At 73.6% G+C, this 11,356-nt stretch carries 8 protein-coding genes; 3 read left to right on the forward strand and 5 right to left on the reverse strand.

The features are described from left to right. Window positions 1-160 precede the first annotated feature (160 nt). Window positions 161-1,846, reverse strand: coding sequence for a CYTH and CHAD domain-containing protein (locus AEQ27_RS00700; RefSeq protein WP_054144938.1), 1,686 nt, complete (start codon window positions 1,844-1,846; stop codon window positions 161-163). A 74-nt stretch (window positions 1,847-1,920) separates the two neighbouring features. On the opposite strand from AEQ27_RS00700, the gene AEQ27_RS00705 reads away from it, so the two are divergent. Further along, complete coding sequence (locus AEQ27_RS00705) at window positions 1,921-3,276, forward strand: hypothetical protein (protein WP_054144939.1); 1,356 nt, start codon at window positions 1,921-1,923, stop codon at window positions 3,274-3,276. Between the two features lie 93 nt (window positions 3,277-3,369). Here AEQ27_RS00705 and AEQ27_RS00710 read toward each other — a convergent pair whose 3' ends face one another. Next, complete coding sequence (locus tag AEQ27_RS00710) at window positions 3,370-5,127, reverse strand: pyruvate dehydrogenase (RefSeq protein WP_054144940.1); 1,758 nt, start codon at window positions 5,125-5,127, stop codon at window positions 3,370-3,372. Between the two features lie 83 nt (window positions 5,128-5,210). Here AEQ27_RS00710 and AEQ27_RS00715 point away from each other — a divergent pair, with 83 nt between their 5' ends. Beyond that, entirely contained in the window at window positions 5,211-5,483 is a 273-nt protein-coding gene (locus AEQ27_RS00715; RefSeq protein WP_043596421.1) for a mycoredoxin, read from the forward strand. 10 nt (window positions 5,484-5,493) lie between these two features. Next, a complete protein-coding gene (locus tag AEQ27_RS00720) occupies window positions 5,494-6,543 on the forward strand; it encodes an NAD-dependent epimerase/dehydratase family protein (RefSeq protein WP_054144941.1) in 1,050 nt (349 codons plus the stop codon). 135 nt (window positions 6,544-6,678) lie between these two features. Here AEQ27_RS00720 and AEQ27_RS00725 read toward each other — a convergent pair whose 3' ends face one another. The 3 genes from AEQ27_RS00725 to AEQ27_RS00735 form a co-directional block, all read right to left on the reverse strand. Beyond that, complete coding sequence (locus AEQ27_RS00725) at window positions 6,679-7,074, reverse strand: VOC family protein (RefSeq protein WP_054144942.1); 396 nt, start codon at window positions 7,072-7,074, stop codon at window positions 6,679-6,681. A gap of 118 nt (window positions 7,075-7,192) precedes the next feature. After that, on the reverse strand, window positions 7,193-9,325 hold the full coding sequence (locus AEQ27_RS00730; RefSeq protein ID WP_054144943.1) for a DEAD/DEAH box helicase: 2,133 nt from the start codon (window positions 9,323-9,325) through the stop codon (window positions 7,193-7,195). Between the two features lie 447 nt (window positions 9,326-9,772). After that, a complete protein-coding gene (locus tag AEQ27_RS00735) occupies window positions 9,773-11,245 on the reverse strand; it encodes an FAD-dependent oxidoreductase (protein WP_054144944.1) in 1,473 nt (490 codons plus the stop codon). Between the last annotated feature and the right edge of the window lie 111 nt (window positions 11,246-11,356).

The following is an 11,356-nucleotide window of genomic DNA, read 5'->3' on the forward strand; positions in this document are numbered from 1 at the left end:
GCACGAGGTCGGCGTCGACACCGGTGGCTCCGGCGATCGCGCCCCGCAGCCCGGCCGCGTCGTCCGGCCCGAGCACCGCCGGCGCCCCGCCTGCCTGTCCTGTGCACATCGCGACCATCGGGCGACGACACGCCGCTCATGTCTCCCTGGGTGCGGCGTGTCAGGCGGCCGATGTCGGGTTCGGCCCGCCGCCGGAGGGACGCACGGTCGGGTTCGGCCCGCCGCCCGGCCTCCGCGGGCAGAGTCGTCGGGCAGCCCGGCGGAAGCGGCGGAGGGCCTCGTCGGCCCGGGCGACCTCGAGGGTCGCCAGCACGCCGTAGCCGAACGTGTCCTCGCCCGACCGGTGGGCGAACGCCGCGACCTCGCGCACCGTCCGCACCGCGGCCAGGGCGTCCCGGTGCTCGCCGAGGACGTCCTGCACGGCCTCGGCCCGGCGGGCACGGCCTCGACCCGATCCGCTGCGGGTCCGGTCGACCTCGAGCGCGTACCGCAGCCGTCGGGCGGCCTTCCGGGCGTCGTGCAGGGCGGGAATCGCCTCCGCTCCGGTCTCGCCCCCCGCCGCGTCCAGCGCGGCGAGCCCCGCCCGGACGGCCCGCTTCGTCCGCTTCCGCTCGAACCGCAGGCGCGCGGCCGAGAGCTCGGCCGCCGGGTCCGTGGCGTGCTCCCCCGTCGCGGGGGCCGCCACGAGCGCGTCGACCGCCTCCAGCAGGTCGAACCAGGCGCCCGAGTCGAGCAGGCGTCGCACGTCACCGACGGCCTCGCCGAGTCGTTCGCCGAGCCGGGCGTCGAGCCGCCCCGTGGCCTGGGCGGCCACGAACCCCGCCGGAGCCGAGGAGGCGCGGGTCGCCACCCGGCCCCGGGCCACCTCGACGTCGCGCGCGGCCCCCGGCACGGGGCCGCGGCGGGCCGCGCCCGCCATGACGGTCGTGGCAAGCCCCGGGTCGAGGACGCCGTCCCACACCGTGAGGAGGGCGCGCAGCCGCCGTGTCGTCGTCCGGAGCCGGTGGACCGCGTCCGGTTCGTCGTCGCGCACGGCGGCGTCGACCACGAGCAACTCGTCGCGCAGGCCCGCCGCGGCGGACGCGACGAAGGCCGCGGCCGACTTCTTCTTCGGGGCCGCGGCAGGCACGACCGTCGAGGCGGCCCCGCCCGCGCCCTCGCCGGATGCCGACGGCCCTGCCGACACGGCCGGCTCGGAGCCCAGCCCGCGGGCGAGCTTCGACTTCGACGACGACACCGACGCCCCGGCCGACTCGAGCCGTTCGGCAACGGCGTCGAGCAGACGCTCGCCCTCGGCACCGTCGACGCCCGGCGCCAGCTCGACCTCCCACTCGCGCCAGGTGCGCAGCAGTCCCGTGTCGGGGTTCGACGCCCGCACGACGTCGTCGGCGAGCTCGCCCAGCTCGCGGCCCGACGCGTCGAGCAGGCGGGTCACGGTACGCGTCGTCTCGAGTCGCAGCACGGGGTGCACGGGCCGGCCCCGCAGCCGTGCCTCGACGAGCCGCCGCAGGGCGGCCGGGACGGGCTCGTCGGGGTCGCCGAGCGGCCAGTGCACCTCGCGGCGCCCGGACGTGCCGGCCGACGGCGGCAGCTTGAGGTGCCAGCCGGCGTCGTCACCGCCCTCGCGCCTCCTGAGGGTGGTCCGGGCCCCGAGCAGCGTGTGGTCGACGGTGTCCCAGTAGGTCGCGACGAGCTCGACGGGGTGGTCGTGCCCGACGCCGTCGACGAGCAGCGCCTCGGCGCCTCCCCCCACCCCGGCCAGGTCGGGCACCCCGGCGCTCTCGTGGACGTCGTACTTGCGCTCGATCTCGGTCTGCTCGGTGCGGCGCGGGGATGCGGTGCTCATCACTCCGTTGTAGTCGAGGGGGCTGGTCGACCGCCTCCCGGACCCCGCGGGGCGCCCCGGCGTAGGGTCGTCGCATGAGCGATGTGGCCCCGAGCCTTGCCGGATGGATGGCGCGACAGCGCTGGTACGCGACGAAGGGACGGACGCCCGCCTTGCGGGTGATCGGTTCGTTCGAGGTCGAAGTGGACGACGCGCTCGCCATGACGCTGCTCATCATCGACGAGGCGGCCGACGTCCCCGTCCTGTACCAGGTGCCCCTCGTCAGCCGCGCGACTCCCCTGCCCGGCGGCGACGCGGCCTTCATCGGCTCCGCCGACGGACGCTACCTCTACGACGGGCCGCACGACCCGGCCTACGCCCGTGAGCTGTTGCGCTCGATGTCGGCCGAGGCGCACGTCGTCGGGGCGGACGTCACGGTGGACGGCACGCGCATCGTCGACCCCGGGCAGGTGCGCCGCTCGCGCGTCCTCTCGGGCGAGCAGTCGAACACGTCGATCGTCTACGACGTCGAAGGCGGCCCCGTCGACCAGGTCATCGCGAAGGTCTTCCGGGTGCTGCACCACGGCGACAACCCCGACGTCACCACCCAGGCCGCCCTGACCCGGGGCGGCTCGACGCACGTCCCCTCGTCGTTCGGCTCGCTGCGGGCGACCTGGCCTGACGTGGGACGCGAGGGCGGCACGGCCACCGGCCACCTCGCCTTCTCGCAAGAGTTCCTGCCCGGCCTCGAGGACGCCTGGCGCGTGGCCCTGACCGCCGCGGCCGACGGCACCGACTTCACGGCCGAGGCCCACGCGCTCGGCGTGGCCGTGGCCGAGGTGCACGCGACGCTCGCCGCCGACCTCGGCACGGTTCCCGCCGGTGACGACGAGATCGCCGGGGCCCTGACGAGCATGCGTCGGCGCATCACGACCGCCGCGCGCGAGGTGCCGCAGATCGCCGAGCACGCCGACGCGATCGGCGCCGTCTACGACGCGGCCGAGCACCTGCACTGGCCCGACCTGCAGCGCATCCACGGCGACCTGCACCTCGGCCAGGCCCTGCTCTCGCCCGAGCGCGGCTGGATGCTGATCGACTTCGAGGGCGAGCCCCTGCGGCCGATGCCCGAGCGCTCGCGCCCCGACCTGCCGATCCGCGACATCGCGGGCATGCTGCGGTCCTTCGACTACGTCGCGGGCTCGCTCGCGCAAGAGGACGTGCCGGTCGATGCCAAGGCCTGGGCCCACGACGCCCGCCGCGCGTTCGTCGACGGGTACATCGCCTCGTCCGGTGTCGACGTCCGGGCCGCCCGTGCCCTGCTCGACGCGTTCGAGATCGACAAGGCCGTGTACGAGGCGATCTACGAGAGCCGCAACCGGCCCGACTGGATCGACATCCCGCTCACGGCCGTCGCCCGTCTCGCGGCACGCAGCGCCCCCGCCGCCGGCTGAGCCGGGCGGGCAGGGTCGCGAGGCGTCCCGCTCACGGTATACCGCGCCTCCTGACCCCTCGAGAGCGAGGACGCAGGAGGCGCGGTGACGGCCTCAGGGACGGGGCACGTGGCGCAGGTTCGAGGGGGCCATGGCCGCGGCCTCGCCGGCCCCGCCGTTCATGACGATCTTCGACATGGCGAGGGAGAAGCCCTTGACCTGGGCGCCCGTGATCATCGGCGGAAGCGACAGCGCCTTGGGGTCGGTCGCGATGTCGACCAGCGCCGGACCGTCGTGCTCGAACGCGGCCTCGTAGGCGGCCCGGAGGTCGCGCGGGTCGTCGACGTGGACGGCGTGGATGCCGATCGCCCGCGCCACCGCGGCGTAGTCCGTGTAGGGCACGTTGACGCCGAAGTCGGGGAACCCGTCGACGAGCATCTCGAGCTTCACGAGACCCAGCGTCGAGTTGTTGAACACCACGATCTTGACCGGCAGCTGGTACATCTGCGCCGTGAGCAGCTCGCCCATCAGCATCGACAGGCCGCCGTCGCCCGAGATCGAGACCACCTGGCGGTCGGGGTAGGCCATCTGCGCGCCGAGCGCGTGCGGCAGGGCATTGGCCATCGAGCCGTGCAGGTAGGAGCCGAAGATCCGGCGGCGCGGGGTCGGCGTGACGTACCGGGCGGCCCAGACGTTGCCCATGCCCGTGTCGGCGGTGAAGATCGCGTTGTCGGCGGCGACCTCGTCGAGCAGCGAGGCGGCGTACTCGGGGTGGATCGGCCGCATCTTCTCGACGTTCTTCGTGTAGGCCCCGACCGCACCGGTCATCAACTTGTCGTGCTTCTTGAGCGTCTTGTCGAGGAACTTCCGGTTCTTCTTGCGGGTCACCAGCGGCATGAGCGCCCGGAGTGTCGGCGCGATCGCACCGTGCACGGGCACCTGCACGTCGGCGCGACGGCCGATCACGGCGGCGTCGACGTCGACCTGCGCGATGGTCACTTTCGAGGCGTCGGGCAGGAACTGCGGATACGGGAAGTCGGTGCCGAGCAGCACGAGCAGGTCGGCGTCGTGGATGCCCGCGTGCGCGGCCCCGTAGCCCAGCAGCCCGGTCATGCCGACGTCGAACGGGTTGTCGTACTGGATGACGTCTTTGCCGCGCAGGCTGTGCCCGATCGGGGCGGCCACCAGGTCGGCCAACGCGATGATCTCGTCGTGCGACCCGCGGCCGCCCTCGCCGACGAAGAACGCGACGGTGTCGGCCTGGTTGATGGCGTCGGCCAGGGCCTGCACGTCGTGCCGGTCGGGGACGAGCTCGGGCGGGCGGACGCTGACGTACGCGGGCACCGTGCCGCCCGCGTCGAGCTCGGCGATGTCGCCCGGCAGCGTGATGACGCTGACGCCCTCGCCCGCCAGGGTGTGCCGTATCGCGCTGGCGACGACCATCGGCGACTGTTCTGCCGTCGAGATCATCTCGCTGTAGCCCGAGCACTCGACGAAGAGGCGGTCGGGATGGGTCTCCTGGAAGTAGTCCGAGCCGATCATCGTGCTCGGGATGTGGCTCGCGATGGCCAGGACCTTGGCGCGGCTGCGGTTGGCGTCGTACAGGCCGTTGATCAGGTGGAGGTTGCCCGGCCCGCACGATCCGGCGCAGACCGCGAGCTCGCCGCTCATCTGGGCGTCGCCCGAGGCCATGAAGGCCGCGGCCTCCTCGTTGCGGACGTGGATCCAGTCGATCCCGCCCTTCGCCGACCCACCGGTGCGACGCACGGCGTCGACGATCGGGTTCAGGCTGTCGCCGACGATGCCGTAGATGCGCCGGACCCCGGCGGTGACGAGCTGGGCGATGATCTGGTCGGCGACCGTGTCTGCCATGGTGTTCCCTTCGTGGTGCGTGCTGGTACGCCTCCCAGCCAACTCCCCCGGCGCTCACCGCCGACCGGGCTTAGCCTGGGGCCATGAGCGACATCGCGAGCACGTACGTCCCCGAGTCCGGCAGCATCACCATGTTCAGCACCTCGTGGTGCGGCTACTGCGCCCGACTCAAGCAGCAGCTCGGCAAGCAGGGCATCGCCTTCACCGAGGTCAACATCGAAGAGGTGCCGGGCACGGCCGAGATCGTCGAGAAGGCGAACGGCGGCAACCAGACCGTGCCGACGATCATCTACCCCGACGGCTCGACGGCCACGAACCCGTCGCTCGCCGACGTGCAGGCCAAGCTCGGTCTCTGACCTCGCGACCGTGGGTTCGACCAGCGCGGGCTCGGCCCCGGCGCCGGCGTCGGCGCGCCCGCTCCGCCTGCTGGTGCTCGGTGGCACCGCCTGGCTCGGCCGGACGATCGTCGACGCGGCCCTCGCCCGCGGTCACGAGGTCACGTGCCTCGCCCGCGGTGCGTCGGGCGACGTTCCCGAAGGGGCGACGTTCGTCCGGGCCGACCGCGGCACGTCCGGGGCGTACGACCCCGTGGTCGGGGGCGGGCAGCGCTGGGACGCGGTCGTCGACCTGGCTCGCGACGCGTCGCACGTCCGGGACGCCGTGGCGGTGCCCGAGCCCGCCAGCGCCCCCTTCGCCCTCGTGTCGCGCGGCAGCGTCTACGCCGACACCGCGCCCCCCGGGGCGGCTGAGTCGGCAGCCCTCGTCGCCGCCGACGAGGCGGCCCACGGCGGGGCGAAGGTCTCGGGGGGGCGGGCCGTCGTCGCCGCGTGCGGCGCCGGCCGGGCGCTGATCGTCCGGGCGGGGCTCATCGGCGGACCGGGTGACCACACCGGTCGCCCGGGGGGGTGGCCGCTCCGCTTCGCCCGGGCTGCCGCGTCGAGCGAGCCCGACCCGGTGCTCGTGCCCGACGTCCCCGGTCTCGACGTGCAGCCCGTCGACGTGCGCGACCTCGCGAGCTGGATCGTCCTGGCCGCCGAGCGCGGCCTCTCGGGGACGGTCAACGCGGTGGGCGAGCGGCACCCGCTGGCCGACCACCTCGCGGCGGCCCGGCGCGTCGCCGGACACACGGGCGAGGTCGTCGCGGTCGACGAGGCCTGGCTCGAGGCGCACGAGGTCGGGCCCTGGGCCGGTCCGCGGTCGATGCCGCTGTGGGTGCCCGTCGCCACGCACGCGGGCTTCGGTGCCCGGTCAGGAGGCGCGGGTCGGGCCGCGGGCCTCGTGCCGCGCCCCGTGGACGAGACGCTGCGCGACGTCCTCGCCTGGGAACTCTCGCGGCCCGGCCCGACCGGCCCCCACGGCGCGGGGCTCGAGCCCGACGACGAACGCGACCTGCTCGCCGCCGCCCAGGACCGCTGAGGTCGCACGCCGCACACACGCGCGCGACGCCGGTTGCCGCACCCGCCCTCCACTACACCGCGTTTCGTGCAGCACGCACCATCTGGTCGCGGCGCGGTGCACGAAACGCGGTGCGATCCCGGCAGGTGGCCCGAGTCAGTTCTGGGCCGGCGGGGCGAAGAACTCGATCTGGTTGCCGTCGGGGTCCTTGATCATCAGGGCGTGGCCGAAGTCGACGTCCTGCAGGTCGGACTCGATGCCGACCGACGTCGCGTGCTGCGGCCAGGCGACGACGCCGGCACGGTCGGACACCGCCAGGCCGATGTGGTCGAGGCCGGGAACGGTCGGATCGAAGGCTGCGGGCGACCCGTCGGTGTAGGCCGTGACGCCGAGGGTCTGCCCGTTGCCGACGGAGAAGATGCGGCGGTCGAGGCCGTCGAGTTCGATGCGACCGACCGGGCCGGCACCGAGCAGCTTCTCGTAGAAGGCGAGGCTCGCGTCGAGGTCGGAGACGGTGATGGCGACGTGGGCGTAGCCGGAGAGATCGGGCATGGGGTGCTCCTTCGGTGGTCGGGTGTTCTCCGGCCACCGAACGCCTTCCCGCTGGGAGGGCACGGAACGGGGTACCGATCGGGGGTCGCGTCCGTCGTCGACGCGACCCCCGGCCGGGTCACGCCTCGAGGGCGTCGGTGAGCAGGGCGACCAGGGCCGAGAGCTGCACGTCGACGGAGTCGACGACCTCGGAGTCGTCGCCGTCGAGGGCGCGCGCGGCGAGGCCGGCCTTGTTGTCGATCAGTTCGGCGATCTTCGTGTCGATCGTCTGCGCCGCGATGACGCGCCACGCCGTGACCGGCTCGGCCTGGCCGATGCGGTGCACGCGGTCGATGGCCTGCGTCTGCTCGGCGTCCGTCCACGACAACTCGGCCAGCACGACGTTCGAGGCGACCTGCAGGTTGAGCCCGACGCCGGCCGCGGTCAGCGAACAGACGACGACCTCGACCTCGGGGTCGTTCACGAAGGCGTCGATCTGCCGCTGACGGACGGCCGGGGTCTGGTCGCCGCGGATCGACGAGTACTTGATGCCGCGCTTGGCGAAGGTGGCCTCGGCGACGTCCATGACGTCGATGTGCTTGGCGAAGAACACCACCTTGCCGACGTTGCGGGCGAGTTGGGCCGTGTAGTCGGCCGCGAGGCCGGCCTTGGCCTGACCGATGCGGCGCACCATGCTGAAGACGTTCTCGCCGGTGCTCGACGCGCTGGCGTCCTCGAGCTCCCACTTGGCGACCTGGCGGACGAGGTCGTGGTCGATGCCCTCGACGCGGACGCCCGACGTGCGGGTGGTGAGCGCGGTGCGGTACTTCTGCACCATGCGGCGGGCGAGCTCGCGTTCGGCGTCGCGGATGGAACGGCCCACCTCGTCGTCGAGCTCGACCGGCAGGTCGGCGATGCGACGGGCGGGGATGTCGGAGGCGACGTCGACCTTCTTGCGGCGGACGATGCCGAGATCGATCACGATCTCGCGTGCCGACGAGAAGAACCCGGGATCGGCAGGGGTCAGGCCGACCTCTTCGAGGCGTTCCATCAACTCGGCGGCGGGCTTCTTGTCGCCGATCCAGCCCAAGAACTCCCAGATGGCGCGGAAGTCCTCGATGTCGTTGATCAGCGGTGTGCCGGTCAGCGCCATGAGCAGGGGGTGCGCGGTGCGCGACCGGATGCGCTGGGCGAGCTGCAGCACGTGGCGCGACCGCTGCGATTCTTTGTTCTTGATGAAGTGGGCCTCGTCGACGATCATGCCCTTGAAGCCGAGGTCGCCGAGCCAGCCGACGTGACGGTCGAGCACCTCGTAGTTCACGATGACCACGTCGGCGAAGGCGTCGAGCTTCTCGCCGTCGCCGTGGATGACGGTCGCCGTGCGCGTCGGCGTCCAGAGCTGGACCTCGCGGGCCCAGTTCGTCTTGACGACGTTCGGCACGACGACGAGCAGGGGGTACGCGGCGGCCGCCTGGGCGGCGAGCAGGGCCTGGGCGGTCTTGCCGAGGCCCGGTTCGTCGGCGAGCAGGTAGGTGCGGTGGCCCTGGCGGGCGGACTCGACGAGCTGTGCCTGGTGGTGCATCAGGGTCGCACCCGCGGGGGCGTCGACCGTCGTGGGCTCGGGCAGCGGCATGCAGGCCGAGCCGCCGCCGGCGCCGTACTCGAACGACTTGAACAGGGGGCCGAAGAGCTCCCAGTTGGCGAGGCGACGCGGGTGCGCCTCGCGGGCGACCTCGGCGAGGGCGAAGTCGGGCGCCAGGAACGGGTTCGCCAGCTGTCGCGAGACGACCGACTGCGGGACGACCTGTCGCTCCGACGTCGGCGCCACCGGCGCGGCCTCGGTGACGATGATCTGCTGCTCGGGCTCGAGCTCGAGCCCGGCCGACATCTGCATGTCGCGCTTGAGGGTCTTGGCCGCCTCGCTGACCGTCGCCGCATCACCCAGCAGGGTGATCAGCGACGTGTCGCGGGCGGCGGTCTTGGCGAGGATCTGGGCCACGCCGTCGAGTCGCTTCATCTGCTCGGCGCGCTCGGACTCGCTGATGGCCTTGTCGGCCTTGACCCGCGCGCGCTCCTCGCGCATGAGCAGGGCGATGACCTGGAACTTCGTGCGGCTCGAGGGCTTGACCTGACCGCGTTGCGCGGCGGCCTCGACCTCGCGCACCGCGCGGGCGAGGACGGGGATCAGCCCGTCGTTGTCGACCTCGCGGCGACGGTTCGGACGCTGGGCGGTGCGGGTTCCACCCGATTGACGCTGGCCTGGTCGAGCCAAGGCTCCTCCTCGTGGTCGACGCGGGGCGTCGACGGTGCTGTGCCGCCATGTCGGCGGTGGGTGCTGCGCGGGGCGCCGAGCGGCTCGGCGCCCCGGGCGGACGGCGACCGAGACGGTCGCGCCGGATGCGTGCGGGGCGGGGTGCCGCGCGGTGGACAGCTGTACCGGCTTCGCGACGGGCGACCTTCGTGGCGGGCAGTCCGACGACGGCGCGTGCCCCGAAGCCCCGTCCCGCCGAGGGGTCGACTCGCGCCGGAGGAGGCGCGGACCGGAGAACACCCGGGCGGTGAAGCTGGGGACAGTTTACGCGTACGACGCGCCGGTACGCCACCAGCGCCTCCCCGTGTCTCGTGGGCAGGTCACCGCGGTCGGTCGCGGCGGGCCGGTTGTCGCGGTCGGTCGCCGCGGGCCGGTTGTCGCGGTCGGTCGCCGCGGGCCGGCGACCCGTCAGCCGCGGCGACGCAGGCCACGGGTCGCGGGCCCCTCGAGCACGGAGCCGTCGGCGGCGAACCGCGATCCGTGCAGCGGGCAGTCCCACGACCGTTCCGAGTCGTTCCAGGTGACGATGCCGACGAGGTGCGGGCAGATCGCCGAGCCGGTGCACACCTCGCCGCCCACGGTCGAGCGCGGCACGGGGGCGAAGCCGCCCGACCTGCCCGCCTCACCCTGGCCCTCGGCGGGTGCGGCGGCGACCAGGCGCGGGGTCATCGCGCCGGCCCAGCCCTTGGCCGCCCACCAGGCGTCCGCCGCGTTGATGCCGATGCCCGAGGCGATCGCGATCGGCGTGGTGACCCGCCCGTGCAGCGTGGTCATCCACGGCTGCGGATCGCCGAGCACGTCGGACACGAGGGTCATCGCCGCCTGGACCGCGTTCGTCAGCCCCCAGTGCTCGTACCCGGTCGCGAGGTAGATGCGCCCGCGACCGCGCGGCAGCCAGCCGACGAACGGCACGTGGTGCGGCGTGCCGTAGTCCTGGCCGCTCCACGAATGGGTCAGCCGGGCGCCGGGCCAGTGACGCGTCGTCCAGTCGGCGAGGTCGTCGACCAGCGCTGTCGTCGAGGAGGCGCGGCCCACCGGGTGCCGGTTGCCCCCGGTCACGAGGCGGTCGCCCACCGCGGAGAACGACCGCGTGGGACCGTCGACCGCCTGGTACATGCCGTCGGGCAGGTCGTCGGCGCCGTCGAAGGCGAGGCCGTAGGAGCGTTCGCTGCGGAGTTTCGCGAAGTACAGGCCGCGGTCGAGCACGGGGCTGCCGGTCGTGACGTGGACCCGGTGGCTGCGGACGTCGGGGCCGTCGCTGTGGGTCACCGCGGGGCTGGACGCGTCGACCCCGGTGACGCGCACCCCCTCGACGACGATGCCGCCGAGCGCCCGGACGTCGGCCACGAGCGCGGCGATCGCCTGCATCGGGTCGAACTGCGCCTGGTCCGGCAGCCGGAGACCGCCCGTGGTGCCGAACGGCAGGTCGAGGCCGAACTCCTTGACGACGGGTAGACCGGCTTTGCGGGCGACGAGGTACTCGTCGTCGACCGTCGCGATGCCGCCCCGGGTCGTCGAATAGCTGAACGCGTCCCGGCGCTCGACCTCGACCCCGGCGTCGTCCAGGTAGTCGACCATCCAGTCGAAGCCCGCCCGGTTGCCTGCGACGTAAGCGTCGACGACGCTCTGGTAGGTGTTGGTGCGGATGCGTTGGAGCTGCTTGCCCTGCAGCAGCGACATCGACGCCGTACCGCTGCCGCTCGCGACGCTGCCCACCGAGCGCGCCTCCAGGACGGCGACGCGGTGCCCCCGCCGCGCGAAGAGCAGGGCGGTGACCAGGCCGGTCAGGCCGCCGCCGACGATCACGTCGTCGTAGACGGTCTCGGGGTCGATCCTGTCGGTCGTGACGTCGGGCGCGGCGTCGAGCCAGGGTGACGGCATGGGGGCCTCCAGGTGCGCGGGTGGGTGCTGCGCGCCACGGTAGGCCCGTCGGCCCGTCCGTGTGTGTCCGACGGGCGACCGGGCGATTCACGGCACGACCCGCCGCCGCTG

This window comes from Frigoribacterium sp. RIT-PI-h, from assembly GCF_001297205.1.
In the GTDB taxonomy this organism is placed as follows: Bacteria; Actinomycetota; Actinomycetes; order Actinomycetales; family Microbacteriaceae; genus Frigoribacterium.

What these genes read in the sequence shown, in the direction of transcription:
- AEQ27_RS00700 (WP_054144938.1), bottom strand. Translation starts at nt 1,846, where the DNA reads ATGAGCACCGCATCCCCGCGCCGCACCGAGCAGACCGAGATCGAGCGC.
- AEQ27_RS00705 (WP_054144939.1), top strand. Translation starts at nt 1,921, where the DNA reads ATGAGCGATGTGGCCCCGAGCCTTGCCGGATGGATGGCGCGACAGCGC.
- AEQ27_RS00710 (WP_054144940.1), bottom strand. Translation starts at nt 5,127, where the DNA reads ATGGCAGACACGGTCGCCGACCAGATCATCGCCCAGCTCGTCACCGCC.
- AEQ27_RS00715 (WP_043596421.1), top strand. Translation starts at nt 5,211, where the DNA reads ATGAGCGACATCGCGAGCACGTACGTCCCCGAGTCCGGCAGCATCACC.
- AEQ27_RS00725 (WP_054144942.1), bottom strand. Translation starts at nt 7,074, where the DNA reads ATGCCCGATCTCTCCGGCTACGCCCACGTCGCCATCACCGTCTCCGAC.
- AEQ27_RS00735 (WP_054144944.1), bottom strand. Translation starts at nt 11,245, where the DNA reads ATGCCGTCACCCTGGCTCGACGCCGCGCCCGACGTCACGACCGACAGG.